At 57.0% G+C, this 26,747-nt stretch carries 27 protein-coding genes; 16 read left to right on the forward strand and 11 right to left on the reverse strand.

All coding sequences use genetic code 11. The features are described from left to right. Positions 1–82 precede the first annotated feature (82 nt). The 12 genes from ABD890_RS20995 (at position 83) to ABD890_RS21050 (ending at position 8,876) form a co-directional block, all read left to right on the forward strand. Positions 83–886, forward strand: a complete 804-nt coding sequence (locus tag ABD890_RS20995) for a DeoR/GlpR family DNA-binding transcription regulator (RefSeq protein WP_345094246.1) — start codon at positions 83–85, stop codon at positions 884–886. A gap of 23 nt (positions 887–909) precedes the next feature. Next, the gene (gene pduL / locus ABD890_RS21000; RefSeq protein WP_345094248.1) at positions 910–1,626 is read left to right on the forward strand and encodes a phosphate propanoyltransferase; all 717 of its coding nucleotides are present in this window, start codon (positions 910–912) and stop codon (positions 1,624–1,626) included. A gap of 165 nt (positions 1,627–1,791) precedes the next feature. Then, positions 1,792–2,097 carry a BMC domain-containing protein gene (locus ABD890_RS21005; RefSeq protein ID WP_345094250.1) on the forward strand — a complete coding sequence of 102 codons (306 nt, stop codon included), beginning with the start codon at positions 1,792–1,794 and terminating at the stop codon, positions 2,095–2,097. A 42-nt stretch (positions 2,098–2,139) separates the two neighbouring features. Next, positions 2,140–2,409 (forward strand): BMC domain-containing protein, encoded by a 270-nt coding sequence (locus ABD890_RS21010; RefSeq protein WP_345094252.1) that lies wholly within the window; start codon positions 2,140–2,142, stop codon positions 2,407–2,409. Between the two features lie 62 nt (positions 2,410–2,471). Beyond that, complete coding sequence (locus ABD890_RS21015) at positions 2,472–3,662, forward strand: acetate/propionate family kinase (RefSeq protein WP_345094254.1); 1,191 nt, start codon at positions 2,472–2,474, stop codon at positions 3,660–3,662. 1 nt (position 3,663) lies between these two features. Continuing rightward, positions 3,664–4,140, forward strand: a complete 477-nt coding sequence (locus ABD890_RS21020; protein WP_345094256.1) for a EutN/CcmL family microcompartment protein — start codon at positions 3,664–3,666, stop codon at positions 4,138–4,140. Positions 4,141–4,185: 45 nt separating this feature from the next. Beyond that, positions 4,186–5,625 carry an aldehyde dehydrogenase family protein gene (locus tag ABD890_RS21025; protein WP_345094258.1) on the forward strand — a complete coding sequence of 480 codons (1,440 nt, stop codon included), beginning with the start codon at positions 4,186–4,188 and terminating at the stop codon, positions 5,623–5,625. Between the two features lie 6 nt (positions 5,626–5,631). After that, positions 5,632–5,892, forward strand: a complete 261-nt coding sequence (locus tag ABD890_RS21030) for a EutN/CcmL family microcompartment protein (protein WP_345094260.1) — start codon at positions 5,632–5,634, stop codon at positions 5,890–5,892. 2 nt (positions 5,893–5,894) lie between these two features. After that, positions 5,895–6,545, forward strand: a complete 651-nt coding sequence (locus tag ABD890_RS21035) for a hypothetical protein (protein WP_345094262.1) — start codon at positions 5,895–5,897, stop codon at positions 6,543–6,545. Positions 6,546–6,556: 11 nt separating this feature from the next. Beyond that, positions 6,557–6,853, forward strand: a complete 297-nt coding sequence (locus ABD890_RS21040; protein ID WP_345094264.1) for a EutN/CcmL family microcompartment protein — start codon at positions 6,557–6,559, stop codon at positions 6,851–6,853. A gap of 99 nt (positions 6,854–6,952) precedes the next feature. Further along, positions 6,953–7,819: a class II aldolase/adducin family protein gene (locus tag ABD890_RS21045; protein ID WP_345094266.1), complete on the forward strand. Its 867-nt coding sequence runs from the start codon at positions 6,953–6,955 to the stop codon at positions 7,817–7,819. Positions 7,820–7,934: 115 nt separating this feature from the next. Next, positions 7,935–8,876, forward strand: a complete 942-nt coding sequence (locus ABD890_RS21050; RefSeq protein ID WP_345094268.1) for a lactate/malate dehydrogenase family protein — start codon at positions 7,935–7,937, stop codon at positions 8,874–8,876. A gap of 71 nt (positions 8,877–8,947) precedes the next feature. On the opposite strand, the gene ABD890_RS21055 is transcribed toward ABD890_RS21050, so the two are convergent. The 11 genes from ABD890_RS21055 to ABD890_RS21105 all read right to left on the reverse strand — a co-directional run bounded on the left by ABD890_RS21055 (position 8,948) and on the right by ABD890_RS21105 (position 22,786). Beyond that, complete coding sequence (locus ABD890_RS21055) at positions 8,948–10,414, reverse strand: tetratricopeptide repeat-containing glycosyltransferase (protein WP_345094270.1); 1,467 nt, start codon at positions 10,412–10,414, stop codon at positions 8,948–8,950. Between the two features lie 297 nt (positions 10,415–10,711). Continuing rightward, positions 10,712–11,905: a bifunctional glutamate N-acetyltransferase/amino-acid acetyltransferase ArgJ gene (gene argJ, locus ABD890_RS21060; protein ID WP_345094271.1), complete on the reverse strand. Its 1,194-nt coding sequence runs from the start codon at positions 11,903–11,905 to the stop codon at positions 10,712–10,714. A gap of 24 nt (positions 11,906–11,929) precedes the next feature. Further along, positions 11,930–12,952, reverse strand: a complete 1,023-nt coding sequence (gene argC, locus ABD890_RS21065) for an N-acetyl-gamma-glutamyl-phosphate reductase (protein WP_345095062.1) — start codon at positions 12,950–12,952, stop codon at positions 11,930–11,932. Positions 12,953–13,109: 157 nt separating this feature from the next. After that, complete coding sequence (locus ABD890_RS21070; protein WP_345094273.1) at positions 13,110–13,760, reverse strand: NUDIX hydrolase; 651 nt, start codon at positions 13,758–13,760, stop codon at positions 13,110–13,112. Continuing rightward, positions 13,744–15,354: a DUF6798 domain-containing protein gene (locus tag ABD890_RS21075; RefSeq protein ID WP_345094275.1), complete on the reverse strand. Its 1,611-nt coding sequence runs from the start codon at positions 15,352–15,354 to the stop codon at positions 13,744–13,746. Before ABD890_RS21075 ends, ABD890_RS21070 begins: the two co-directional genes overlap by 17 nt. A 30-nt stretch (positions 15,355–15,384) precedes the next feature. Beyond that, positions 15,385–16,275 carry an SMP-30/gluconolactonase/LRE family protein gene (locus tag ABD890_RS21080; protein ID WP_345094276.1) on the reverse strand — a complete coding sequence of 297 codons (891 nt, stop codon included), beginning with the start codon at positions 16,273–16,275 and terminating at the stop codon, positions 15,385–15,387. Between the two features lie 55 nt (positions 16,276–16,330). Continuing rightward, complete coding sequence (locus ABD890_RS21085; protein ID WP_345094278.1) at positions 16,331–17,212, reverse strand: alpha/beta hydrolase; 882 nt, start codon at positions 17,210–17,212, stop codon at positions 16,331–16,333. A 99-nt stretch (positions 17,213–17,311) separates the two neighbouring features. Continuing rightward, entirely contained in the window at positions 17,312–19,270 is a 1,959-nt protein-coding gene (locus tag ABD890_RS21090) for a M20/M25/M40 family metallo-hydrolase (RefSeq protein ID WP_345094279.1), read from the reverse strand. 40 nt (positions 19,271–19,310) lie between these two features. After that, positions 19,311–20,771, reverse strand: a complete 1,461-nt coding sequence (locus tag ABD890_RS21095) for a TadE/TadG family type IV pilus assembly protein (protein ID WP_345094281.1) — start codon at positions 20,769–20,771, stop codon at positions 19,311–19,313. Between the two features lie 5 nt (positions 20,772–20,776). Then, a complete protein-coding gene (locus tag ABD890_RS21100; RefSeq protein WP_345094283.1) occupies positions 20,777–22,228 on the reverse strand; it encodes a sulfatase-like hydrolase/transferase in 1,452 nt (483 codons plus the stop codon). Positions 22,229–22,258: 30 nt separating this feature from the next. Beyond that, complete coding sequence (locus tag ABD890_RS21105) at positions 22,259–22,786, reverse strand: TadE/TadG family type IV pilus assembly protein (protein WP_345094284.1); 528 nt, start codon at positions 22,784–22,786, stop codon at positions 22,259–22,261. A 346-nt stretch (positions 22,787–23,132) separates the two neighbouring features. Here ABD890_RS21105 and ABD890_RS21110 point away from each other — a divergent pair, with 346 nt between their 5' ends. The 4 genes from ABD890_RS21110 (at position 23,133) to ABD890_RS21125 (ending at position 26,737) form a co-directional block, all read left to right on the forward strand. After that, positions 23,133–23,318: a hypothetical protein gene (locus ABD890_RS21110; RefSeq protein ID WP_345094286.1), complete on the forward strand. Its 186-nt coding sequence runs from the start codon at positions 23,133–23,135 to the stop codon at positions 23,316–23,318. Positions 23,319–23,342: 24 nt separating this feature from the next. Beyond that, a complete protein-coding gene (locus ABD890_RS21115) occupies positions 23,343–23,876 on the forward strand; it encodes a hypothetical protein (protein WP_345094288.1) in 534 nt (177 codons plus the stop codon). 180 nt (positions 23,877–24,056) lie between these two features. After that, positions 24,057–25,526, forward strand: coding sequence for a hypothetical protein (locus tag ABD890_RS21120; RefSeq protein ID WP_345094289.1), 1,470 nt, complete (start codon positions 24,057–24,059; stop codon positions 25,524–25,526). Next, on the forward strand, positions 25,526–26,737 hold the full coding sequence (locus ABD890_RS21125) for a hypothetical protein (protein ID WP_345094291.1): 1,212 nt from the start codon (positions 25,526–25,528) through the stop codon (positions 26,735–26,737). The genes ABD890_RS21120 and ABD890_RS21125 overlap by 1 nt, the downstream gene beginning before the upstream one ends. The last annotated feature ends 10 nt before the right edge of the window (positions 26,738–26,747 follow it).

The following is a 26,747-nucleotide window of genomic DNA, read 5'->3' on the forward strand; positions in this document are numbered from 1 at the left end:
GCAATGAGGGATGCATAATCTAGGTGTTTTAACTCCGTTGAGTTAGCCCCACCCCTCCCAAGACCCCAAGTCTCCCCCTTTCATGCAAGCGGACGTCCGACGAACGCGACTTCTCGATCTGGTGCGAGCCCGTGGTTTCGCGTCGTTGCCAGAGCTTGCGCAGGAATTGGAAGTTTCCGAATCGACAGTTCGTCGTGACGTGGAACTCCTGGAAGAAGCCGGGTCGGCGCGCAGGACGCACGGGGGCGTTTTTTATACAGGTCCTTCTCCGAACCTGCCCCACTTCGAACTTCGCCACGAAATGCAGTGGAGCAAGAAGCGGCAGATCGCGAAGGCCGCGGCCCAACTGATCGAAGATGGCGACACGGTCATCCTCGACGGGGGCAGTACGACCTACGAATTTGCCCAGATGCTGGTCGGCAGAACGCTGCAGATCGTGACCAACTCGTTGCCGGTGGCCAACCTGTTTATGGCCAGCACGACGACCGAGTTGATCTTGCTGGGTGGTTATGTGCACAGTGCCACCGGCGTTTCGTTAGGGCCTTATGCCAATGAGATGATCTCGCGACTGAGTGCTCGGCGTGCCGTGCTTTCTGTCGCTGGGATCACCCAACACGGTTTGTACAACAGCAACCTGCTGCTGGTCGAAACCGAACGAGCCATGATGAAGGCCGGCGGTGAAGTGATCATCGTTGCCGACAGCACCAAGTTTGGCCGCCAAAGCCTTGCCCAGATGTGCGAACTATCGGAGGTCGACAAACTTGTCGTCGATCACGAGATCTCGCCTGCCTGGCAAAAACAGGTCGAAGATGCCGGCGTCGATTTGATCGTCGCCCCTGCCGAGATGGCCATCATCGATCGCCCCGTTTCCCATAAAGCCAGTTAACCCCTGATAGGGTTCAATACGCAATGAGTTCCACGCTGAATCTCGATCATTCCACGATTGAACGAATCGTTCGTCAGATCGTCCTTTCGCAAGGTGGTGTTGCTCCGGCAGCCCCGGCTCCGGCACCCACTGCCGAACCGAACCTGGTGGTCAGTATTTCGGCCCGTCATATCCACCTGACCGACGCGCACGTCGAAACGCTGTTTGGTCCTGGCCACGTGCTGACCCCGATGAAGGATCTGTATCAAGACGGATTCTACGCGGCGGAAGAAACCGTGATGGTCGTTGGCCCGCGTCGCCGGATGCTGGAAAAGGTCCGCGTGCTGGGTCCGACTCGTGACTACAGCCAGGTCGAACTCGCTTTCACCGACGCGATCTCGCTGGGGATCGAAGCCCCGGTTCGAGCCAGCGGCAAAATCGACGGCACGCCAGGCTGCGTGCTGGTCGGTCCGAAGGGTGCCGTTCAACTCGATCAAGGTGTGATCCGAGCCGAACGTCACGTCCACATGAACAATCGCGACGCCGATTACTACGGCGTGAAGAATGGCGACCGCATGAACCTGCGAATCACTTCCGCAGGCTGCACGACCATGTTCGAAGACTTGCTGGTCCGTGCCGACGGTGTCAGCAAGCTGGAAGTTCATATCGATACCGACGAAGGCAACGCGTGCAACCTGGACGCGGCGTCGAAGATCGAACTGCTGAAGCAGGAACCCTGCGGCTGCAAGACGAAGCATTAAATCGAATTACGCTTTCGTTGGCCTCCCCATGATTTGCCACTGTGAGTCCTCCGAGTGGGGCCAGCGAGAGCGTTTTTCACCCCCTGTGTTTGAAGACATCGTTTCTGGTTTTCAGAAGCGAATTGAAGTAACGGTTTCCTTTTTTTGTTCGGGAGATAAAACCCCATGGCGAAAGTAATGGAAGCGTTGGGCATGATCGAAACCAAGGGCTTTGTGACCTTGGTGGAAGCCACCGACGCAATGTTGAAGGCTGCCAACGTGACGTTCGTTGGCTGGGACAAAGTTGGCAGCGGTTTGGTTTCCGCTTTCATCACCGGCGACGTCGCCGCTGTGAAGGCTGCCACCGATGCAGGTGCCGCCGCGGCTGGCCGTCTGGGCGAAGTCGTCAGCGTGCAGGTCATTCCACGTCCGCACGAAGACATCGGCATCGTTCTGCCACCACCGATCAAGACGATCGTTTCGGCCGACTAGTCCCTGCTCTACACACAAATCATCCCACAAGGAAAACTATCCATGCAAAGTGCAATTGGTTTGATTGAAACCAAGGGTTTGGTTGGCCTGGTCGAAGCGACCGACGCCATGGCCAAGGCCGCTAACGTCAAGATCGTAAAGCGCGTCAACATCGGCGGTGGCCTGGTCACCACGGTTGTCAGCGGTGACGTCGGTAGCGTTCGCGCTGCAGTCGAAGCTGGTGCCAACGCCGCTTCGCAGGTTGGTGAACTGGCTGGTAGCCACGTTCTGCCACGTCCGGCCGAAGGTCTGGTCGACGTTTACTTCAGCTAAGCCGTCCCCATAGAGAACCGCTTCATCGCGGTGCATCCCCAGAGCGAAAGGAGTCCGTAGGCATGAAGGTTCTGGTAGCAAATCTCGGTTCGACCAGTTTTAAGTATCGCTTGTTCGATATGGACAGCGAAACGCAACTGGCTCGGGGTGGGATTGATCGGATCGGCTCTCCAGAGAGTTCCTGCAGCGTTCAGATTGGTGACTGGAAAGAGGAAGTCACGGCACACGTCCCAGACCATGCCGTGGCAGTCCGCAAATGCCTGTCGCAACTGACCGACCCGGATCACGGGTGCCTGAAGGATGCTGCCGAGGTATCGGCCATTGGGTTCAAAGCGGTTCACGGCGGACGAGTTTCAGGCGTACAGCGGGTCAACAACGACGTTCTCGAGGCGATGGCCGAGATGAACGATGTTGCTCCGGCCCACAATCCGCCTTACATCGCCGCCATGCGTTTACTTTCGGAGCAACTGCCGGAGATTCCGCTAGTTGCCGCCTTTGAAACGGGCTTCCATGCGACGATTCCCGATCGGAATCGCTACTACGGAATTCCCAAGTCCTGGTCGGACGAGTTCCAGATCAAGAAGTGGGGCTTCCATGGTGCGAGCCATCGTTACATCGCCACGCGAAGTGCCGAACTGCTCGGACGCGACGATTTGCGAGTTATCTCGTGCCACCTTGGCGGAAGCAGCAGCTTGTGTGCGATCAACCATCGCCAGAGCGTTGCCGTCACCATGGGCATGAGCCCGCAAACCGGCTTGCCGCAGAACAACCGGGTTGGGGATTTCGATCCCTATGCCCTTCCTCTGCTGATGCAACGGACCGGCAAGAGCCTGACCGAAGTTCTCGCTCATATCGGGAATCACGGCGGGTTGCTGGGCCTAAGCAACGGCTTGAGCGGAGACATGCGAGACCTGGAAGAAGCTGCCGCTCAAGGGAATTCGGACGCGAAGCTTGCCTTGGACATGTACACCAGCGAAGTCCGCCGCTACTTGGGCGGGATGCTGGTTGAACTGGGCGGGGCCGACGCGATCGTCTTCACCGGCGGCATCGGCGAAAACGGCAAGCAATTGCGAAAAGACGTATGTGCCAACTTGCAAGAGTTGGGAATCGAACTGGACGAAGCAAAGAACGATTCCGCCAAGGGAGAGGCTTCGTTCCATTCGGACAACAGCAAAACGCAGCTATGGGTGATCCCGACCAACGAAGAAATCATCGTTGCCCGGCAGACCCGTCAGTTGCTGGAGTCGACCTAAGATGTTTATCGCCAAAGTGACCGGCTCGGTCATTTCCACGCAGAAAGTCGACACGATGGTCGGCCACAAACTATTGGTGGTCGAACCTTATCGATTGGAATCGAAAGATCGCCAGTCGCTGGTGACCACCGGTCGCACATTTGTGGCCGTCGACATGCTCGGCAGCGGCGTCGGCGACTTCGTGCTGATTACCCAAGGTTCCAGTGCCCGGCTTACCCCGGAAACAAAGTCGCTTCCGATTGACTGTGTGGTGATCGGCATTGTCGATCGTGCCCACATCGAAAGCATCTGCGTTTACGACCGAGACGGAGAGTCCGCCGCTCCGGCCAAAGTAGAAACCAAGGCCAAGCCTGCCCCGGCCCCCAAGGTCGAGCCCAAGCCGCCAGCGGAGGTGAAGAAACCGGAACCGAAGCCCGAGCCACCTCCGGCACCGGCTCCTGAACCGGAACCAACGCCTGAAGAAGACTCGGATAGCTAAGGCCTGCTCAAAACATTCACGCGCTGACGCGAGGATATAATCATCATGCAATTCGACGAATCCATCATTCGCAACGTAGTGGCCCAGGTACTGGCCGAAGTGGGCAAGGCACCTCCTGCCACGTCGGGCTTCAGTGGCCGTTACGGTATCTTCGACTGTGCCGACGAAGCGGTTCGTGCCGCTCGCGAAGCGTTCGAGAAACTCTCGGAACGCACCATCGAAGATCGCAAGCGAATCATCGATCACATCCGTCGCATCTCGATCGACCAGAAGGTCGAGCTGGGTACGATGGAAATGAACGAGACCAAGATTGGTCGTCTAGCACATAAGATCGAAAAGCTGGAACTGCTGGGCCGCAAGACGCCTGGCGTCGAGTTCCTTCGCAGTGAGATCTTCAGCGGTGACCATGGCCTGGCCGTGATCGAACACGCCCCGTTCGGCGTCATCGGCTGCATCACCCCCGTGACGCACTCGCTGCCGACCATCACCGGCAACGCGGTGAACATGATCGCTGGCGGTAACACGCTGGTCGTCAACCCGCATCCAAGTGGCAAGAAGGTTGCCGCCGAAGGCGTTCGTCGCTTCAACAAAGCGATCTACGACGATCTCGGCATCGACAACCTGATCTGCGTGATCGCCGAACCAACGCTGGAATCGGCCGACATTATCTTCCATCACCGCGACGTCGCCATGATCTGCGTCACCGGTGGTCCGGCTGTCGCTCGTGCCGCACTCAATAGTGGCAAGCGTGCTGTCGTCGCTGGTCCTGGCAACCCGCCGGTGGTCGTCGACGAAACCGCCGACCTGGATCGTGCCGCTCGCTGCATCATCCAGGGTGGTGCTTACGACAACAATCTGCTGTGCATCGCCGAGAAGGAAGTGTTCGTCGTGAACTCGGTCTTCGACGAAATGATGCGAGCCATGGAACGTGCTGGTGCCGTTCGCTTGAACTCGAGCGAGATCGATCGTCTGACCTCGGTGGCGATCACCGAAGTGGGCGAACCAGGCAAGACCAAGCAAGTCGCCGCCAAGGAATTCATCGGCCAAGACGCCGCTGTCCTGGCCCGTGCCGCTGGCAAGAACATTCCACAGAACGTCGAACTGGTGTTTGGCGAAACGGACGAGCATAACCCGTTCGTCCCCGTCGAACAGATGATGCCGTTTATTCCTTTCGTTCGCGTCCACGATGTGGACGAAGCGATCGAAAAGGCGAAGTACTACGAACATGGCTTCCGCCACACGGCCATCATCCACAGCAACAACGTTCGCAACATGACCAAGATGGGCCGAGTGATGGACACCACGTTGTTCGTTAAGAATGGTCCTTGTGCATCGGCCCTGGGTGTCGGAGGCGAAGGTTACATTTCGTTCTCGATCGCCACCCCAACCGGTGAAGGCGTCACCACCCCGCTGACTTTCACGCGGGAACGACGCTGCTCGTTGATTGACGATTTGTGCATCCTGGGCCATCCGTCGAAAGGTTAACCCTTAATGCAAGCGGCACGCGTGGTCGGAACAGCGACCAGCACGGTTCGACATGCGTCGATGCGAGGCTGGAAGCTCTTAGTGGTGCAACCGATGCAGGTCGATGGCATCACGCCGGATGGGCATCCGCTTGTCGCGGTCGACGCTGTGAATGCCGGGCCAGGCGATCTGGTGATGATCACCAGCGATGGCAAATCGACTTCCGAACTTTTGAAATACGACCGAACGCCAGTCCGCTGGACGGTAATCGGCATTGTTGACGAATAAACGTGCAGTCCACCTACAGTAGCCAAGACATCGATCGAATCGTTCGCCTGGTCGTACAACGACTGCTGGCGGAACGCTCCACTTCGAGTGCCTCACCGGTTCAGTCTCAACCATCCAGCGAACTTCGCCTGGATATGAAGCTGGTCACCACCGAGTCGCTGAAGGGGAAGCTGAACGAATCGATCACAGCCCTGTGCGTTCCGGCCAAAGCGGTCGTTACGCCGGCGGTCAAAGACGAACTGAAACAGCGTGGCGTGCAGTTGCGTCGACTCGATGCGAACAACTGCGGCCCGACGCCCAGTACGCCGGTCGTCAACGCCGCCAAGCAGACGGTTTCAGCCGCCTGGCAACCGAACGAACAAGTTGGCAGCCTGAACAAGGCGGTCGAACGAGCCAGCTCGCTGGCCAAGAGTGAACAGATGGTGGTGCTGCTTTCGGAACAACCGGAAGTCGCTTCCGCCGCAGCGAACCGTCAGCCAGGCGTGCGAGCCATGGTCGCTTGCAGCAGCCATGACTGGCAGGCTTCGGCCAAGAGCCTCGGAGCAAACCTCGTGGTTTGCCATCCGGGACAATGGCAGGACTCGGATGTCCCGCGACTGTTGGCAACCTTGTGGAGCCTTCGTGGCACCGCCGGGCCGAACTGGATCAAGTAACGAGACAAACCATGCGTATCGCAAAAGTCATTGGCAAAGTCACGCTCAGCCGAGCGGTTCCCGAATTTCAGGGTGCCGTGCTGAAGTTGGCCGTACCTATGATGCTGAGCGATATCGAAAACGAAACCACACCGCTGGATGACCTGCTGGTCGTTTACGACGAGCTCGGCGCCGGGCACCACAACTTCATCGCCTTGAGCGAAGGGGGCGAAGCGGCTCAGCCGTTTTACCCTAATATGAAGCCTGTCGATGCCTACAACGCGGCCATTTTGGACACGGTCGATATCCGCTATCGCCCTTCCAAATAACCAGGGACTTTTGCCCGAAGCTAACACCTTCCCTTGGCGAAGCCCGCACCTAACAAATCAACGACATCAAAAACCCTTGATTGCGAGATACGAATCGGCATGACGAACGTTCACAAGATCAAACAAGACATGTGCGATATTGGTCGGCGAATCTATGCCAAAGGCTTCGCTGCTGCGAACGATGGCAATATCACCGTCCGCATAAGCGATAACGAAGTCCTCTGCACACCGACGATGCACTGCAAGGGTTTCCTAAAGCCAGAAGACATTTCGACGATCGACATGACCGGCAAGCAGATCGCCGGTGCCAAGCCACGATCGAGCGAAGCCCTCTTGCACTTGGAAATCTACAAGCAGCGTCCCGACATCAAGAGTGTCGTGCACTGCCATCCGCCCCATGCGACCGCTTTCGCGATCGCTCGTGAGCCAATTCCTCAGTGCGTTCTGCCGGAAGTCGAAGTCTTCCTGGGCGACGTGCCGATCACCGCTTACGAAACTCCTGGCGGTCAGGCATTCGCCGACACGATCATCCCGTTTGTCGATCGCACCAACATCATCCTGCTGGCCAACCATGGCACGGTGAGCTACGGCGAGACGGTCGAACGGGCTTACTGGTGGACCGAGATCCTGGATGCCTACTGCCGCATGCTGATCCTGGCCAAGCAGTTGGGTCACGTCGAGTTCTTCAATGAAAAGAAAGAACGCGAACTGCTCGAGCTGAAGGACAAGTGGGGCTGGAGCGATCCACGCAACACCGATGACTACAAAGATTGCGATATCTGTGCGAACGATATCTTCCGCGATAGCTGGAAGGACTCGAAGGTTCAGCGTCGTGCCTTCCCTGCCCCAGAGCCAATGGGCTCGAAAGTAGCTGCCAAGCCGGCTGCCGGCGGTTCGTCCGATCAGGAAGCCCTGATTCAGATGATCACCCAGCGTGTGATGGCCGAACTGTCGAAGCACGCCTAAGCACCACGCCCTTCGCTCGTCGCCCACATTCCCCTCGAATTGACTCGAGGGGAATCACACCTCGCGACGCAGCCTCCCGCAACTCACCCTTCATCCCAGCAAAGAGTAACGAACCATGAAAGTAAGCATCATCGGTGGCGGCGGTCTGGTCGGTTCGTGTGCCGCGTTCGCCCTGCAATGCAGTGGTATCGTCCGCGAAATCGCCCTACTAGATGTCAACGCCGACCTGGCCGGCGGTCAGGCTCTCGACCTGCTGCACGGCAGCCCGAGCACGGCCGATCAAATCATCTCGAGCGGCAGCTACGAACACATTCCTGACTCGGACGTGATCTGCATCACGGCTGGTCTGCGTCGCAAGCCGGACGAAAGCCGCTTGGACCTGATCAATCGTAACGTCGACCTCTTCCTGACGATCCTCGATTCGATCAAGAAGGTTGGCTACAAGAAGGACGCGATCGTTTTCGTCGTCTCGAATCCGGTCGACATTCTCACCTACCTGGCTTCGACTCGCCTCGACCTGCCAACCAACCGCGTGATTGGTTTGGGCACGCAGCTCGATACGATCCGCTTCCGAGCTTTGATCGCCGAACACTGCAAGCTGCCTCCAACTCAGGTCAAAGCCTTGATCCTGGGCGAACATGGCGACAGCATGGTGCCGATCTGGTCGTCCGCTTCGGTCAACGGTCTGCCGCTGGAAAAGTTCCCTGGCTGGAATCCGAACGCCGCCAACGAACTGTTTACCCGAACCAAGGGTTCCGGTGCGGAAGTGATTAAGAAGAAGGGTGGCGCTGGCTTCGCTGTCGGTATCGCCATTCGCGATGTGATCGACGCGATCGCTCTCGACAGCCACCAGATCCTGCCGATCTCGAGCATCCAGAATGGCTGCTACGATATCCGCGATGTAGCCCTCAGCGTACCAACCGTCGTCGGACGGAATGGTGTCGAGTCGACGATTCAGCTCGACCTGTGGCCGAAAGAAATTCAGGCCCTGCGTCGCAGCGGTACGGTGCTGCGCGAAACGCTGGCCACCGTCCTCAATCGTGTTGGCCGTAAATAAACAACCGCCGATATTCTCCGCGCATAAAAAAAGCCTCGCAGATCGCTGCGAGGCTTTTTGTTGTTCTAGGCTTAGCTGGCCAAGACCGACTCTGACTTCGCTTTGCTGCGGATTGTTGGTCCGGTAAGCAAGGCTTGCATCAGATCGTCTGGTTCGCCGTTGTGCGGCTCGCGTTTCTTCCAGGTCAGGAGCGCGTCGCGGGCAGCATCGGTTTCGCCCAGTGCGGCCAACGTGGTCGCATACCAGCGAAGGCAAAGCGGTTCACGAGAATCCTGACGATAGGCCGTTTCCAGGTAAGGTCGAGCGGCAACCCAGTTCTGCTGCGAAGCGAGTACAGCACCACGGACCGCACTCCGGAACGAGTCCAGTTTTGGATAATCGGCCGGCAGCAGGTCGAGTTCGTCTAAGGCTTCGTTGCGACGGCCATGCTTCACGTGCATGTCGATCACCTGGCGACGCAATCGGATCGAATGTGGACAATCGCTCAGGGCTTCCAGCAGAATACGTTCGGCATCTTCGTGCTTGCCAGCAGCATGGGTTGAAATGGCCAGACACGAAGCAGCGATCTCATCGATGTCGTCGATGTGCCAGGTTTCGAGATTGATCTGACCATGCTTGTAGGCGGTCTCGAAAGAGCGGCGAGCCAGCTCTTGATGCCCCTTCGTTCGCAGATAACCACCAATCGCACACAGCAATTGAGCATCCAGCGGGAAGATCTCCAAGGCGGTCATGCAGGTTTGGATCTGCGTGTCCAAGCCATCGGGGCGGCTATCGAGTGCCGTCAGGATTCCGTAAAACGCTTCCAGCATTTCTGCCGAGCCATGTTCTGAAAGGCGACATGCCTGCTCGAAGAACATGAGGGCGTTGGCCTGATCGTTCAGTGTTTGAACCGCTTCGGCCATGCAGATCATCAGGCGAGCGTTCGGGCCTGATTCGTTGATTTCACGTTCGACCAGCTTGGCATCGCGGCTGGCGCGACTGACTTTCCAGGCCTGATCGGTTTCGGCAATATTTCGCTGCAGCAGGAACGGAACCGCTTCGATCGACATGCCACATTCGGCAAGTGATTGATTCAGGTTCTCGCGGACCCGGCCTTCAAAGCGAATGCCAGGATGATTTGGGTGAAGTCGGATCTGACCGATTTGTTCGCTGCCGATGTTGCCCGGTGCCTGGGGAGCACGGACCAGCAGGACATACGCGGTCATAATGTCGACTTGTGTATTGACGAACTCACGCAGGGTCGCGGCATGATCGGCCTGGATGGTTTCGCCCGGATCGAGCCACAAGATCCACTCGCCCGTCACATGGGCCAGGGCTGCATTGCGTGCTTCGCCAAATGACTCTTGCCACGAGTGGGCGACGACGCGTGCTTGATATTCTTTGGCGATCGACGAAATCGCATCCGTGTTGCCCGTGTTGAGCAAGACAATCTCGTCGACGATCTGCCGGACGCTGTTGAGCGTTTCGCGGATCAGATCCGTTTCCTCGTTGACCACGATTACAGCGGTCAGTTTGCGGTTACGAGCTTCCTTGGTCATTGCAGACGAATACCTCAGGGACATAACGGTAGCGTAGACGTGCGATGCTGATGGGAGAGGGACAAGGGAAAATCGACTTCCCTGGCAACGACCCTATTTCAGGTCGTGGCGAGAGTGTATCGATACCTGCTCGATGCGCAAAGGCGGATTTATGCTAGCAGCGGTAAGAGGAAGTTCGGCTGCCGTTCGAGCGATCAAGAAATCAGCAAACCACGGAAACTGACCCCGAGTCGTATCGAATCGAGGCCGCTTCCGTGGTTTGCCTGAGTATGGTTCACCCGGCTTTCGCTAGCGAGCCTAAGTGCGATATTCCGAATTGAACTTCACGTATTCCACCGTCAGGTCGCTCGACCAGTAGCGGAACTTCGTGTTCCCCTCGGTGAAACGCAGTGTGACATCGGTTTCGAAGCTGTCTTTAATCGACTGGCTGACCGTCTTCTCGTCGAACTTCACCGGCGTACCTTTCTGGTACAGCAGATGACCGTTGACGATCAGTTCCATCCCCATCGGATCGAAGCGAACGCCGGAATAGCCAGCCGCCGAAACAATACGGCCCCAGTTCGGGTCGCCACCGGTGATTGCCGTTTTCACCAGAGCGCTATCGGCCACGGTCTTGGCAATTCGGAAGGCATCTTCGCGGTTGGCACACCCTTCGATGTTGATCTCGATCAGGTGCGTCGAACCTTCGCCGTCGGCTGGAATCTGCTTGGCCAGGTCTTCGCAAAGCTGCGTCAGCTCCGCCTTGAAGCTTTCCAGGGCAGCCCCCGAAAGTTCACCGGTGCCTGCCTTACCACTGGCCAGCAGCAGTAGCGTATCGTTCGTACTGCGATGCCCATCGACGGTAATGCAGTTGAACGTGTCGTTAGCGACTTCCACCAGCAACTGCTTGGCCTGCTCAGGCGACATAGTTGCATCGGTCAGTACGACTGACAACATGGTTGCCATGTTCGGGGCGATCATGCCGGCCCCTTTGCACATGCCAACCAGTTTGACCGGCTGTCCATTTACTTCGCATTGGCGCGAAGCGATCTTCTTGCCTTTGTCGGTCGTCATAATACCGCGAGCCGCGGCATCAAAATGCGCGTCGTCGGTGCCAAGCCGCTGAAAGACTTCGTCCAAACCGGAACGAACCTTTTCCATGGGCAAGTGATGTCCGATGATGCCGGTCGACATAGTCAGCACCTGATCGGCCGAAACGCCGACCTTCTCAGCGACGATGCCCGCCATCTCGGCGTTGTCTTTCACGCCTTGTTCCCCGGTGCACGCGTTGGCGTTGCCCGAGTTCGTGATGACGGCGCGGATCTTGTTGGAAGGGGTACGCTCGCGATCCCAAACCACCGGGGCGGCAACCACCAGGTTCGTCGTATAGACGCCAGCGGCTACCGTATCTTCGTCACATACGATCAGCGAGAGATCTTCCTTGTTCGGATTTCGCTTGAGGCCACAGTGGAAGCCACCGAGTCGAAAACCAGCGGGAATGGGAGAAGTCATCCTTCGTCGTCCTTCAACATCCAATCAAAGCAAAGCGGTCGTTTCCGCGAAACCGTACATCAAATTGAAGTTCTGTACGGCCGCACCGGAGGCACCCTTAATCAGGTTATCAATACACGAAATCGTCAGCACGCGATCCTTCACACGACGCACGGTGATGTCGCAGAAGTTAGTTCCAGCCACGTGCTTGGTCGCTGGCAGGTCGGAACGGACACGCACGAATGGTTCGTTGGCGTAGGTCTCTTCCAACAGGGCCAGCAACTCTTTTTCCGAAGCGTCTTTATCTGGGATCGCGTAACAGGTACTCAAGATTCCGCGATCCATCGGTACCAAGTGGGGCGTGAAGATCACGCTGACCGCCTTGCCGGAATAGACGCTCAGGTTTTGTTCGATCTCTGGCATGTGACGATGCGTTCCGACGCCGTACGCCGCGAAGCTTTCGTTACATTCAGGATACAAGGTGCCGAGCTTTGGCGTCCGCCCTGCCCCGCTGACACCACTCTTGCAGTCGGCGATGATCCCATCAGGACGGATGAAACCATTCTTCAGCAGTGGCGCCAACGACAGCGAAACGCCGGTCGGATAGCAACCAGGGTTGGCAACCAGTTGGGCTTCGGCGATCCCTTCACGAAACAGTTCCGGCAGTCCATAGATGGTGGTCTTCATTCGTTCCGCATCGGGATGATCGGCACCGTACCACTGGGCGTAAACGGCGGGATCGTTGAGGCGGTAGTCCGCGCTCAGATCGACCACCTTCATGCCTGCTTCCAGCATTTCCGGAATCACCGAGGCAGAAGCGGCGTGTGGCAAGCAGCCGAACACGCAGTCGCATCGCTCGGCCAGTTCGCTTGGCCCCAGATTCTCGAGATGCAGATCCAGCACCTTGTGAAACTGAGGATGCACGGAACTCACATGCGGACGATCTTCCTGCCGGGTCGTCAGCGAGGTGACTTCGACTTCGGGATGGTGAACGAGGATTTTCAGTAATTCCAGAGCCGTGTAACCCGTGGCTCCAAGAATGCCGACACGTACCGTCATGGCAATCAGCCCATTGTTTGGCGACAGAAATAGAGATCCGATCGGTTAGTATAAAGGACCACCCGCCTGCGAACATAGGGAGGTCCCACCGGTCGAGCTATCTCGGGGAACTGTTTCGAGTTGCAAGATGCATGCCCAACTTCGCGGAAGCATGCTTGATTGGCGATTATTCGGCCGAACCGAGGGCTTCCCCCAATTCGACCAACATACGGAGAGTGGCACCCCACACGCGCTGCCCAGAAACACTCAAATGAGGGGCAGAGAATTGAACGCGGCGGCGAGTGACCTGATGCATGCCGAAATTCCCAGGGTTCATCAAATGGCTGAGGGGGAGAAACAGTAAGCCAGCGACCTCTCTGGGGTCTGGGCTCCAGACTGGTATAGAGTGCTGCAAGGCGACAAAGGTTCGCACTTGATGGTTACTGGCCCACACATACGTTGGCGGCAGCTCGCCGAGAACCTGTTTTTCGGCCACACGGTGACCCGTTTCTTCCCAAAACTCTCGTAAGGCGGTCTCTCGCGCCGTTTCGCCTGGCTCGCGTCGGCCTCCTGGCAGTGCGATCTCGCCGGCATGGATTCCTTCGGTCTCGGCCCGAATCATCAGAGGTATCGTCCAGCGGCCTGCGTCATCCGGAAAAAGCAGAATCAAGTTCGCAGCACGACGGGCACGTGGTAAGGCAGGTCCTTTGTGACGACCATACGACAGATTTGGTGACGAGTGCTTCAAGTGGGGAAAGCTGCCACTGGGCATCGATAATGCCTGACGAAGCTTCTTCGCCCAGGCAATCGATCGTCGGTCTTTAAGGAGTGACTTCATAGACTTCGTAACTTGCCGTCTGGTCGTCGCCGGCAGGATAGATCTTGGGGAACGTCCAATCGAGGACTTTTCCATCTTTGCGGGCCAGGGCCTGATCGACAATCACATAGCGGACCTGATACTTGTCGGCGAGCTCGCGAATGTCGGCTTCGGTCAGGCCGGCCAGGCTCAAGGTTTCTTCGTTGTGAAAGCTTCGCCAGTGGACATCTCCGCGACGGGATCGCCACTCGAGTAAATTCAAATCGTCCTGCGGGACATCCTTCGTCGTGACGACTTCTGCCCGTTGGGCATACCACTTGAAGGACGACTGTAATCGTGGTGTTAAACAAATTGCATCGGGCGGCGTATTTTCGCGGACCCAATAACAGGTCGTTTCCCAGGCCGCCGGATCGCTGACCAACGAACTTCGATCGGCAGGACTTGCCGTCGCGGTCCATCGATCGGTCATCCGAACCGCCAACCCAACCACCACCAACAATCCCATGCCGACCAGTACGCCTCGACTGATCACCGGGAAACGCTCGCGGTTGAGGTGGCACCACAGCACCATGTTCACCGCCAGGGCCAACGGCACCATCACATCGGCGATGCGATACCAATAGAGCCGCAGTAACTTGGCACCTGTTAACCAATCTTGCAGCACGATGAAGTACATCTGATCGATCACCACACCGATGACCACCAGGACAACGCTTCCCAGCACGACACCATTAAGGATTCGTGCCTTGTCGTGCGATCTCACCAGCCAGGCCGTCACTCCCCAGGCCAGAATGGCAAAAGTGAAGCGTGCTTTGAACTCTGCCTGGAACGTATGTACCACAAGATGATGCGAGAGCCGTTCGTAAACGTAGTAATAGCTGGCCCAATCCTTTTCGGCCGGCGAGGCATCCAGGTTCAGCAGCAAAAGCGGGACAACACCGATCGCCGAGATGGCTCCGCCAACGATCACCCCAGGCAAAATCGAAACCAGCGTCGGACGCAGTCGCGGGGTAACCAGCCAGCAGATCATCAGGCAAACGACCATCCAGCCGCCGACCAATACATGGAAGGCACTCGCGACGCCGAGCCAGATCCAAGCTCGATTCCAGCGATCGGAAAGGGCGTCGCCAATTCCCCAGAAGGCAAACGCATAGGCAATACACTTCGCCTCGACGCCGCCAACAAGCCATTCGCCAGCCATGTGCAGGTAATGAATCCCCATCAGGCCAGAGGCAATCGTGAGCAATCCGAACCAGGGACGGCCGTCGATCTTGTTGATCATCCGCTGCCATGCCAACGCAATTGCTCCCCAACACAGGAAGCGACCAATCCATGCCGCCACCGGAAACGAGACCATCGTCGTGACCCAGCCGAAACTCCAATAGAAAACGCCATGCGCGTCGGCTGAGTTTAAGAAGTGATCGTCGGGACACCACGCCGGGTTCCAGTACTGACGAGCCTTCGACAGATAGTGAGGCTCGTTAACCTCAGGCGTGAGCGGGCCCACGAACAGAAAGAACAGCAGCACCACGAGTGCCCACTCCAGCCACCGAATCGAAGGCGTTGACGACGAATCGGCGGCGTCAGTTGGCGAAGGCGTGGATGTCAGGTTCATGCAAAGTCGACGGGTGCTGGTTCAAGAAAGCTAGTCCGCTTTCAATTTACCATATCGCACGCCGGTCGCTTGGGTCGGACGACGATAAATTCTGCCGCCACAGGTCGCGTAAAACGTATCGAGCTTAGGACCGGCCAGAACCACATTCGTCATGAATGCCGGGGAAGGCTTGTGAATCACGCCACTGATCCGAGCCGTCGAGTCGAACATTTGCAGTCCGAGGTTCGTCGCCACATACAAACGACCGGCCGAATCGACCGTCATGCCATCTGCCTTGCTCGGCGTATCCTTCTCTTTCACGCGGCAAGTATAGACTGGGGCACCATAGCTGAGCGTGCCGTCGTTCTCGACGCGATAGGCGAACAAATTCTCCCCGGCCGAATCGGCGACGACGAGCGTTCCCTCACCCGGCCACAGGATGATCCCGTTGGGTATGGTGATCCCGTCGGCAACGACTTGCTTCTGCCCATCAGGTCGAACGAGCCAAACTTTATGCTGCGGAGAATCAGTGCAGTAGATGTTGCCGTTGCTGGCGACCACTAAATCGTTGGCTCCCAGATCGTCGGCAATCACTTCCACCTTACCGGCCGAATCGAACATCACGATGCGGCGATTCCCGTACTGGCTTCCGTACAGTTTGCCATCGGGGCCAAACATCAGCCCGCTGGTGCCTCCCTGCCCCTCCGAGAACGTCGAAACGTTCCCGCTGGCATGATCGATTTTCAGCACCAATTGCTGGGCGACGTCCGAGAAGTAGACGTTACCCTCAGGGTCCACCGCCGGACCATCGGCAAACTTGTAACCATCGGCGACCAGTTCCCAGTCCTGGCCATCGATCAACACGTCGGACAATGGCATGTCTTGCGACCACGCCGGCTGGCAACATGCCAGAAGCAAACACGTAGCAATCCAAATCCGCATGATGGCGTTCCTCGACAAAAGACTGGTAATTGGAAAAGCTGAAAGTCATCGAACCTTAGTTCTGGCTGACGACATCGCTCCACAACCAACGCATCGTGTCGGGGAAGATCGCTCCGCCGTGACGACCACTATGCTTGCCAACGCCATACTCGAACTTATAGTCGTAGCCGGTGAACTTCAAAGCGGCAGCCATCTGCTGATTGGCCAGAGGCCAGTTGCCGTGCAGATTGTCGAGATCATTTTCGCCATCCTGCAGGAAGACCTTGATCGGCTTCTTTTCGGTCTTACGAATAATCGCGGGATAAACATGGCCGCCACGAATATTGGTGAAGCTACCAATGTGACTGACCACTTTGCCAAACTGATCGGGGCGTTCCCAGGCTGCCGTGAACGCACAGATACCGCCGGAACTATTGCCGCAAATGGCCCGATGCTTCGGATCGCTGCTGATGTCGTACGACTTGCCCACCTCGGCCAGAATTTCTTCGGTCAGAAAGCGGACGTACTGATCGCTGAGTGTGTCGTACTCGAAGCTGCGATTCTTGCGTGGGTTCTGTCCTTCTTTCGCGGGTGGAATCACGCCGGGCTGAATGAACACGCCAATCGTCACCGGCATCTCGCCAGCGTGGATCAGGTTATCGAACACAATTGGCACGCGGGTATGCCCCTTGTCGGCAACAAACCCGGCCCCGTCTTGAAACACCATCAAGCAGGCAGGCTGCCCCTTCTGATATTGCTTCGGTACGTAGACCCAATAATCACGCACGGTCCCTGGGTAGATCTCGCTCTTGTCCCAAACGTGCTTCGTGACGGTTCCCTGAGGAACGCCTTCTTTGCGTTCAGCATCAGGACCAGGCTGATATTGTTCGTCTTGAGCGAACGAAACCGAGACAAACAGAAAGAACAACAGCGACAACGGGGCGAACGTTCGCAGCATGACAATGGTCACTTGTGCAGGAAGGATGGGATGGGGAAGGAGGCTAGACGTGCCCCATCAGCCTAATCGGTTCCCGCGCGCGACTCAAGCCAGCCGGCGTTACTTGGGGAACTCGACTTCGAGCTCCAGTTCCAGCATCCCACGCATGACTCGCACGGAGATCTTTTCGCCCTGCGATGCGGCCCGAACGATATCGCGCAGACGTTCGATCGATTGCACTTTCTGACCGCCCCAAGTCAGCAGCAGATCGCCACCTCGCAGGCCGGCCACTTCCGCGACGCCTCCTTTGGTGACTTGAACAATTGGCAATCCATTCGCGGTCGGATCACCGACGTTCACCCCCAGTGCGCGACGCGTTTGGTCCGGATCCTTCTTTTCGCCGCCAGGCTTACCGAGCCCCAGACCGCCCAGATAGATATCGAGCATCGAGCCTTCCGAGCCCACCACAGGATGGATCTCGTCGACAACCAAATGCTTGAGGATGTCGATATTCATCGCCACGATCTTGCGAATGCCGGGCACATTGATGTGCTCGATATCGTCGCTGGGACGATGGTACTGCGAATGGAACCCAGTGAAGTCATGCATCACGGGGATGCCACGCCCATAGAAAGACGCATGATCACTCGGACCATATCCGCCAGGGACTTTTGCTAATGTGATTCCTTGTTTCTCAGCGGCCGCATCAACCCAGCCTTCAAATTCCTTGGCTGTATCGAACCCGTAGAGAGTCAGCTTCTCTTTTCGCAATCGGCCCACCATGTCGTAGTTGAGCATTGCCTTCGTGTTCTCGATATCGAATAGCGGGTGCCGCACGTAATATTCGCTGCCAATCAAACCTTGTTCTTCCGCGGCGAACGCGATGAAGAGCATCGTCCGCTGGTCAGGGCCATTGAAGGCGACGCATTGCCGCATCGTTTCCAGCAGCGCGACCGTACCGGAGGCATTGTCGTCGGCGCCGTTATGAATGTCCTTCGTCCACGGAGCGAGCGAGCCTGAGCCACCACGGCCGAGGTGGTCGTAGTGGGCACCGACAACGACCACTTCCGAGGCCAACTTCCCTCGGCCAGGCAACACGCCCAGTACGTTCTTTTGCGTACGCTTGGAAGTTTCGACATCGATCTCTCCCCGAACGTGAGCGCCGGCCAGATCGAACGAGTTGGGCTTCAGATCTTGATCGACCTTCCGCTCCCATTCCGCCAGCGAAGGCTTACCGGCTTGCTTTAACATGGCGTCAATCATCGAACGCTTGACGTGCACCACCGGGATCTTCGAATCGAAATCGAGTGGCATCCGAATTTGAAACGATAGCAGCTTATCATCACCACTTCCGGGTTTGCTAAGCGCGGCCTCGTCGGTCACGATCAAGATTGCCGCGGCATCGTGCTCGATCGCGTTGACGATCTTGGTCGACAGATAAGCGAATTTCGAGTTGCCGCTGCCAGCGAACTTTTGCGTCTTGCCGGTTTGGTCTGGCTCGTGCCGTAAGACGATGACCGCCTTCCCTTTGGCATCAAACTCGGCGAAATCGTCGTAGGCATCGCGCGGCGAGGTGATCCCGTAGCCGGCGAATGTCAGCGGCAAGTCGAACGCGCCGGTCGTCGTCGGCGAAAGAGGCTGATAGTCGCTCTGTGGAACTTCGATCGTTGTTCCATCCGCCGCGACAAGCTGCAATTGGTTTTGTTCCCCGAGCTTGACTCGATCCCGTTTCGAGAAGACCTGAAACGGCTTACCTTCGATCAAACGAGTATTCAGTCCGGCCAGTTCAAACTGTTCGGCAATGTACTGCGAAGCCTCTTCGAGGCCGTCGGAATAGGGGCCGCGACCTTCACGTTCGTCCGACGCCAGGTAATTGAGATCGTCCGCAATGCGGGACTCGACCGCGGCATTGGCGACGTCGAACTGAACCGCCGGGCGAGGCTTCTCGACGGGTGCCGTTTCCGCAGCAGGAGCAGCAGCAGTTCGATCGGCGGCGGAGGTCTCTTGCTGCTGGCACCCGGTCAGGCAAGGAAGCAGACCGAGGAGAAGTAAAAGCAAGTTCGCCGCAGAAATTTTCATCGATAGAATGCTTTCGACCAGTCGGTCTCGGTAGGAATCATTACGGCGCACAGCGGAAGATATCGATACGAATCAATCGGGCGTCGTCTTCGTCGCAATTAAAGTATGCCGTCGCCTTGGCACTAACGCCCCACGGACCGAGATTGAACCCGCCGAGCGACTTCACAACACTCTCGACACCAATCGTGGCCTGAGTCCGGACGGCGAAGTAATTGGTGACACCGCTGCTACCCACTTCGACCCAGGACTGACCGTCATTCGAGGTACCGGACGAAGGGGGACATGGCAGGTCGATGACCGGCAATTCGTTGGGCACGACATGTACCAATCCCAACCCATCGGTCACCGGGGTTGGAGAGTTTCGATCGGCGGCACGCTTGCGACAGAGACCATCGGCACCGTTGGTCGAAGTATCGAAAAAGGTACCACGTTCTTCCGTCGCTGGATTGAAGTCGTAAATCACACGAACTTCCGCCTTACCACCCAGGGCATCGCCATCGATCGGCGAGCCACCGCTGAAAACATTGCCTGCGAATCGGAAACGTTCGCCAGGGCGAAGCCCGTTGACGCCGTCGCTACCGATAAAGTTCATCCGTAAGATATGACGCGGCGGACTTCCACCAGTGCCATTGCTGTCGTAAATGTAAACAACCGTTACCGTACGCGAGGTCACGACACCACCGGTCGTAACCGTGGCGTAGAAAAAGTTGTCAGGCTGCTCGAGAAGGTTGCCGCCATTTCCGTGCGAGATCGCGTACTGGCCACTTCCCACATTCGAGGTGACTGGCAAAGTGGCCGGGTAAAGAAATCCCGTTGCCGTTCCTGTCCCGTAAGTGATCGCTGGATCAACATCGATTTCAATCTCAGTGATGATCGGGTCCGAAGGAGACTGAGGCCCAGTTGCCCGGTAAGAGATCCCCCACTCGTTACCGACCGAACTCAAGTTTCCGTTTCCAGAAGCGTCGACCAACAGGCTTCCGTTGGAACAACTTGGCTCGACCCCGGCGTTGAAGGTCACGGTATTCGGCGCACCGTCCAAGTTCGTGATCGCACCAAAGACCATCACGCCTGGTTGATCGTAGTCGTCGTAGTCGCTGATGTCCGTGCAATAGAAATTGTCGTTGATGTTGGCGGCGTTGTAATTGAGCTGATTTGCACCGTTGGTGAACGCACTGTTCAGGGTCATGTCGGTCAGGCTCACCGGCACCCCGCGCACGGGATTATTGATCGAAAACTGATTACCGAACTGGCGGGCATCCAACGTATCTCCGCCGCCGCTTTCAGCCCAGCGTTTCACAGCGGCCAGCGCATTCGCTTCGAGGCTTTGTTCCAGTTCCAAGCGAGCCAGCCAGATGTTGCCGATTTCGACAGCGAACACCAGGAACAACAGCAATGCGGGAAAGGCGATCAGCAGCCACAACATCGACACGCCACGGCGGGCGCGTTGCGAAAGAAAACTGAGTCGTCGCTCGAAGTTCATCATGGGAGGTGGTTGGCTCAAGGAATTTATCGCGACTCGACTGGTCCGTGCTCAGCCAGTGTTTTCAAAATATCAGGATGCTTGGCAGACACATCGGTCTGTTCCTGCGGATCGTCCGGCAGATAGAACAACTGCGTGGTCGGCCCCATCACCACCTTCCATGGTCCCTGCCGAATGGCGACATGCTTCGGGTCGCTCGGGTTCGACCAGCGAAAGACCCGGTGCGTTTGAATCGGCTCGCCATCCATCCATTTCAAAAGCGAGTGTCCGTCGTTTCGAGGAACGCGACTGCTGTCGACCGCATCACCCAGCGTCGGCAAGATATCGATCAGCCCAACCGGGGCATCGATGCTGGCGACGCCCTTATGATGCGAGCGGTAGATCATCAGCGGAACTTGCAGGTTGTCTTCGGTGAGGGCCAACTGATCTTCAACTGGCGATGCGTCGGCCGAAGGAAGCCCCACGACCACCATCATCATCTGGCGGCCATTGCGGGCTTCGTCCAAGGCATGGAAGAGTCGCCCAACCAGACGATCGATCTCGGCAACCTCGGCGGCACGCTGCTTTTCTTCCTTCGCGGTCACCGTGAAGTGGAACTCGATGAAGGTTGGCCGCTTGGAAGGCGTGTTGGCCAACAGTTCGCGGGCCTGTCCGAGCAGAAGCTTTGCGGCAGAAACATCGTCATTAGGGTCATCGTTCAGATTGGTGACAATCTTCGCTTCAGCACCATTAAAGCGGAGTTTCTCGGGTAGGCCACTTTCCCGATTCAAGGCCAGTTGGACCTGCTCGTCATAGTAAGGGAGATCCTGGACACTTAGCCAATCACTGCCATCCATCAACAAAGCTCGATAGCCCGAATTCCACATCATTTCAGCAATCTGGTTACTGCGGCTGCGGCCTGCGCCAAAAGTGCTGCCGGAAAGAAGCATGTGTTGCGCGATTTCAGCAGTGGGTCCGGCATAGCATGACTGGAAGACGGTTCCCTGTTCGGCGAGTGCCTCCAGGAGAGGGGTCTTACCAGTTTGCGCATAAAATCCAACGTCTTCCTTGGTTACGCCTTCCAAAACCACCATCATGATCAGCGGCGAATTTTGGCCTGGGACACGCATCTGTCGGTTCGCATTTCGGAGTGCATTGCGGATGTCGGACTTGATTCCCGAGAGGCGGCGGTCGGCATCGACCAGTTGATCTCGCAGCCCCCCTTCGGCGTCCTTGAAGACCTCGCCATGCGAAGCGAGCATGCCATCGAGCGACCGTGTGAGACTGTTCTGCATGTTGGAGACATGCACGTCGTCGTCGCCTGCTAAATCGTCGTCCGAACTGCCTAAACCGGTCGGATCGATCTGCAAACCGCCCTCGGCCGCGCCCGTCGCTTTCGCGGAAGCACCAGAGTCGGAACGTGCGAGATTCGACCAGAAGAATGCCCCGACGATGACGAGCACCGCAACCAGGACGATCGATCTACCTATCCAATACATCTGTATGACTTCTTCCGCTATTCGTTCGCTTTAAGGCACTAATTCGTGACGAAACAGACTGGTTTCCGAGACGTATCGAGAAGAGAAGTCAACGCCGAAAGGAGCCATAGTATTCGGGGTTAAACGCGTTGCCGGCAGGCAAACAGTGACTTGAACATACTGAGCAGTCAGGGTCGGCGGCGATGGTGGATCACAACCCGTTCCGACAGAAGCAATGCCGGGGACATCCATCCCCGCGCCATTGTCATAAACCAGGTATCTCAGGTGCACCGCACCGACTCCCTGGATCGTTTCGCCACTGTCGATCAAACCACTTTCTTGCAAAACTTCGTTGATCGCGGCGAGCACTTCCGGGGGTGGAATCGTATCACTAGGGTTGATGACTAATTCCGTCGCGGCGAGTGCGCCGGCGCGGCTGGCCATCTTCAGCGTTTGCTGATTTGCTTGCAGCAGCCCGAACTGAATCACGGCGAATAACAAGATCAACAGCACAGGCAGTCCCAGGATAATTTCCAAGAGACTGGCGGCTCGTCGCTTCATTTTGCGCGTCTGCACCATTGAAGAATCCATTTCCCCCTAAGAACACGTGATTGAATACCTATAATTGCCAATCGCGCGTTTTCAAAACGAATTCCGGCATGAAGAGTGACGCCGGAACCTCTTTCCTAGATGCCCTATTTAGCGAAATCGCTCAGGCTGATTCATTTTTTTCAAAATACCAGGGTTAGCCAGTTGAAACAAGGTTTTCCGCTTTTAAACTGAGACCTGTTCCATTCGCGTCGGTTAATCAGATTAATCTAACGCATTTGGGATCGTCTTGGGACTTTATGGGGATTTTTCTCAAGCCCCATCGGCAAACGTAACCTAAGACGGGCAGCAACCCTTCATGGCAGTAGGATCAACCATGAGTTGGATCAAACAACAAATTCGGCAACTGGCGGGCGATTGTCGGGGAAGTGTATTCGTCGAATACCTGCTCCTGCTCACGATTGTGGGGATCGGCGTTATCGCCGGATTGGCTACCGTTCGTGGCTCGTTGTTGAACGAGCTTCTCGAACTTGCGGAAGCCATCACCAACTTGTCTCCGTAAGTCTTGCTTCAGCAAGATCTACAGATGAACGGTTTTCAGTCGTTTCGGGGGAGCGTACTGGTGCAGTCCTATCCACAATCCGGGCTCAAACAGCGCAGATCGGGCATTCAAGTGCTCGAAGTGTTGCTGCTGTTCCCTGTGTTGCTGATTGCCACACTCTCTTTCTTCGTGCTTGGTCCGACGGTAACCATCCGTCAGGCGGTTCAACATGCGGCTGAGGAAGCAGCTCGCGAAGTTGCCAAGAAGACCGGAACTCAGACGACCGACTTCATCGCCACCGACGTGGTGAACGAGAGTCTCTCTGTCCATGGCCTGGTGCTCGGTGCAAACACTGGCGTCCTGGTCGTCGTAGAGGAAGACAATCTTGTGACCACCGTTGGAGATACCTCCCTGGCAACGGCACCCGCAGCGGTTCCTTTTGCCAACCCAGATCAGGTGATCGTGACGGTATATGTCTCGGTGGATGATGCACCGATTCCGAACGAGCTCAGCAATATGGGCTTCGATATTTCCGGTCGCCAGATCTCACACCGAACCACTGCCTTCCGGGACAGTTAAGCGTTCAACCCAAGCCAGATTCGCACGGATTCGCGAATCCTTTCCTAGCACGGATGCCATCAGCAACTCACCTTGTTGTCTGTCGGCGCCTTGTCCACATTACGCGAAACAACCATCGATACGGACCAATACGAGCTGGAATCCCTGCTCAGTGGTCGGTTCGTGCTCTCTTGGCGACAAATGTCCGTCGTCGGGGTGGTTTGCGCGTTGTTCTTATTGATCAGCTTCACGCCTCTCACCTCGCACACGACCTGGTCGCTGGCGACGCGTGGCGAAGCGATCCTGGCAACCGGCTCGCTACCGACGGCTGACGTGACCCAGTCGCTATCGCAAGGATTGCCGGTTCACGAGACGGCCTGGCTTAGCTCGATCTCCTGGGCACTTATTGCTCGTCAATCGTTCGAGGCCATTACCTGGGCCACGACGATTCTGGCTTCGATCTCCTTGATCACGATCGCTGTATCCCTTTGGCTGCGAACCCGCAACTCGCTGTTCACCGGCGCCGGGATCCTTTGGTTCGCGGTTTTCGCCTGGGGATCGCTCGGACTCGGAAGTGCGACATTGCTGGTGCTGCCACTCTGGATCACCTTAATCCTGCTCACCCTGAAGGATCGCTGGGCACCGTCGATCATGACCGCAATTGTGCAGGTCGCCTTGATCGTCTTGTGGGCGAACTTCGACGCTTCGGTATTCGTAGGTGTCGGCTTCCTGGTGTGTGTCGCGATTGGCAATGCAGTGCAATTGCTGGTCGAACATCACTTTCAGTCGAAGCCCCTACTGGCCGATCGTCGCTTTCAAATCAGCCTTATTACAGCCGAAATCGCCATCGTGGCGACGCTGTTCACACCACTGGGAACGGGCCTTTGGACCGACCTGTGGCAGAACTTCTCGATCATGGGCACCCTGCTCGACTTCATCACACCGATTGGTGCTTGCTGGGTCGTGTTGTTCGCCGCGATCGGAATTCTGATCGCGAAACGATCGGACAACCGTGTACTGGTCGAATCAGGTGCGGTCGCCGTCTTCGGTCTTCTCGCACTGCTGGCGGCCGACATGATTGTTTGGCTCGGCCCACTAGCCGCGTTGGTTTTGATTCCTCGCCTGCAACAAGCATTGTCGATCGGGGCCGACCCAGTCGCCGCTCCTTCGATGGAAGAACCGGATGGCAAGCCACCCGTTTTGCGATTCGCCTATAGCCTGGGCGCGGTCCTGCTGATCTGGATCGTTTTCGCCTTGTCTCCCCTCAGCGGTTCGCTGTTGGGTCGAGAACCACGGGCCATCGGCAATCTGTTCAAGCAAGAAGTGCCACTCGCGGCGACCGCTTATCTCCGAAAGAACCCGGTCGAAGGACGCGTCTTCGCACCAGCGATTTGGGGTGACCTTCTTCGCAGCGAGTATGGTGGCCAGGCCGATGTCTTCGCGACCAGTTCGATGAAGAACCTGCCGCAGCAGGCAAAGTACGACTACAACCGCATCACGCGTGGCGAATCGATCTGGCAGGAAGCATCGCAGCGATACAACATCGATGCCCTGGTCGTCGACAAAACCACGCAATCCGCGATGCTCGAAACCATTCGCGAACCGAACGAGAACTGGCACGTCGGCTTTGAAGATGACCGTTCCCTGGTACTAAGGAGGAACGGTTCCTAATGTCGAACGTCCAACCTAAGCATGGCATGGCGAACGCTGTTTGGCTGTTCGCACTCTCGCAGTTGCTGCTGATCACCGGCATTGGTGTGACGGCCGTTTATTCGCTGCCGACCGAACCGGTCAAACTGCCAGCATTCCAGAATGAGCCACGCAATGTCGTGCTGAAGTACGACTGGCCGCAGGTCATCACCGACGAGCAGTTGACCGCGACGATCACCAAGCTTCGTCCGCAATTGCGTCAGCCGCGCCCCAAGATCAACTATGTCGATCACGCACTTCGCTGCTGGGGCGTGAGTGCCACGTTCGAGGATCCCAACTGCCTCAGCGGCGCTGAAATGTTGGCGATGTTGACCGACCAGAACGCGTTCCAAGAGACCTGGGGGGGCGAAACGGCTCCGCTGCTGCTGGAAGGCGAATTCGGTCCCGGCTTCCGTACCCGCGATGGCAATGCGACTTCCAGTCACGTCGACCACACGCTCGGCACGCTGGCCGAAATCGGCATCACGCTTGATGCCCCGATCGTTCTGGGCAAAGACTCGCAGAACTACACCGTTCGCGATTTGCTGGAAGCAGCGATGCTCGACTTCCGGATCAACCAGCAAGAGTACGAGTGGACCACGGTTGCCGCGGCGTCATATTCCACCGGCCCGACCTCTTGGATTTCGCAAGATGGCGAACAGGTCACCTTCGACATTCTGGCTCGTCGCTTAATGCGACAACACTGGAACGAAGGCGTTTGCTACGGCAACCATCGACTGTATTCGCTGGCGATGCTGTTGCAATTCGACGACCAGGTCGGACTGTTCCAAAACAAAGAAACCCGCGGCCTGATTGTCGCCCATCTGAATGAAGCCACGACCCGTTTAATCCGCAGCCAATCGGCAGAAGGCTATTGGGATCAAAACTGGCCCGATGCATCGATTCCTGCTCGGGAAGCAGAATTCGGCGACGTGACAATGCGTCGCACTCTGGCCACTGGCCATGCCCTGGAATGGTGGGCGATTGCTCCGGCCGAGGTCTTGCCACCTCGCGAAGTGATCGTTCGAGCAGCTCAGTGGCTGGTTGTGGAAGTCGATCAAATGGAGCCTAAGTCGGTGGACGAGAACTTCACGTTTCTCACCCACGTCTGCCGGGCCCTGTGCTTGTGGCGTGGCAAGTTCCCGCACGAGCTAACTCCCCTCGCAAGTCCATCCACCGGCGCGGAAGGATAACCGCCGGAAC

The organism is Bremerella cremea (assembly GCF_039541315.1).
GTDB lineage: Bacteria > Planctomycetota > Planctomycetia > Pirellulales > Pirellulaceae > Bremerella > Bremerella cremea.

Coding starts and splice junctions, on each gene's coding strand:
- ABD890_RS20995 (WP_345094246.1), top strand. CDS start 83: ATGCAAGCGGACGTCCGACGAACGCGACTTCTCGATCTGGTGCGAGCC.
- pduL (WP_345094248.1), top strand. CDS start 910: ATGAGTTCCACGCTGAATCTCGATCATTCCACGATTGAACGAATCGTT.
- ABD890_RS21005 (WP_345094250.1), top strand. CDS start 1,792: ATGGCGAAAGTAATGGAAGCGTTGGGCATGATCGAAACCAAGGGCTTT.
- ABD890_RS21010 (WP_345094252.1), top strand. CDS start 2,140: ATGCAAAGTGCAATTGGTTTGATTGAAACCAAGGGTTTGGTTGGCCTG.
- ABD890_RS21015 (WP_345094254.1), top strand. CDS start 2,472: ATGAAGGTTCTGGTAGCAAATCTCGGTTCGACCAGTTTTAAGTATCGC.
- ABD890_RS21020 (WP_345094256.1), top strand. CDS start 3,664: ATGTTTATCGCCAAAGTGACCGGCTCGGTCATTTCCACGCAGAAAGTC.
- ABD890_RS21025 (WP_345094258.1), top strand. CDS start 4,186: ATGCAATTCGACGAATCCATCATTCGCAACGTAGTGGCCCAGGTACTG.
- ABD890_RS21030 (WP_345094260.1), top strand. CDS start 5,632: ATGCAAGCGGCACGCGTGGTCGGAACAGCGACCAGCACGGTTCGACAT.
- ABD890_RS21040 (WP_345094264.1), top strand. CDS start 6,557: ATGCGTATCGCAAAAGTCATTGGCAAAGTCACGCTCAGCCGAGCGGTT.
- ABD890_RS21045 (WP_345094266.1), top strand. CDS start 6,953: ATGACGAACGTTCACAAGATCAAACAAGACATGTGCGATATTGGTCGG.
- ABD890_RS21050 (WP_345094268.1), top strand. CDS start 7,935: ATGAAAGTAAGCATCATCGGTGGCGGCGGTCTGGTCGGTTCGTGTGCC.
- ABD890_RS21055 (WP_345094270.1), bottom strand. CDS start 10,414: ATGACCAAGGAAGCTCGTAACCGCAAACTGACCGCTGTAATCGTGGTC.
- argJ (WP_345094271.1), bottom strand. CDS start 11,905: ATGACTTCTCCCATTCCCGCTGGTTTTCGACTCGGTGGCTTCCACTGT.
- ABD890_RS21070 (WP_345094273.1), bottom strand. CDS start 13,760: ATGAAGTCACTCCTTAAAGACCGACGATCGATTGCCTGGGCGAAGAAG.
- ABD890_RS21075 (WP_345094275.1), bottom strand. CDS start 15,354: ATGAACCTGACATCCACGCCTTCGCCAACTGACGCCGCCGATTCGTCG.
- ABD890_RS21080 (WP_345094276.1), bottom strand. CDS start 16,275: ATGCGGATTTGGATTGCTACGTGTTTGCTTCTGGCATGTTGCCAGCCG.
- ABD890_RS21085 (WP_345094278.1), bottom strand. CDS start 17,212: ATGCTGCGAACGTTCGCCCCGTTGTCGCTGTTGTTCTTTCTGTTTGTC.
- ABD890_RS21090 (WP_345094279.1), bottom strand. CDS start 19,270: ATGAAAATTTCTGCGGCGAACTTGCTTTTACTTCTCCTCGGTCTGCTT.
- ABD890_RS21100 (WP_345094283.1), bottom strand. CDS start 22,228: ATGTATTGGATAGGTAGATCGATCGTCCTGGTTGCGGTGCTCGTCATC.
- ABD890_RS21105 (WP_345094284.1), bottom strand. CDS start 22,786: ATGGTGCAGACGCGCAAAATGAAGCGACGAGCCGCCAGTCTCTTGGAA.
- ABD890_RS21110 (WP_345094286.1), top strand. CDS start 23,133: ATGAGTTGGATCAAACAACAAATTCGGCAACTGGCGGGCGATTGTCGG.
- ABD890_RS21115 (WP_345094288.1), top strand. CDS start 23,343: ATGAACGGTTTTCAGTCGTTTCGGGGGAGCGTACTGGTGCAGTCCTAT.
- ABD890_RS21120 (WP_345094289.1), top strand. CDS start 24,057: ATGTCCGTCGTCGGGGTGGTTTGCGCGTTGTTCTTATTGATCAGCTTC.
- ABD890_RS21125 (WP_345094291.1), top strand. CDS start 25,526: ATGTCGAACGTCCAACCTAAGCATGGCATGGCGAACGCTGTTTGGCTG.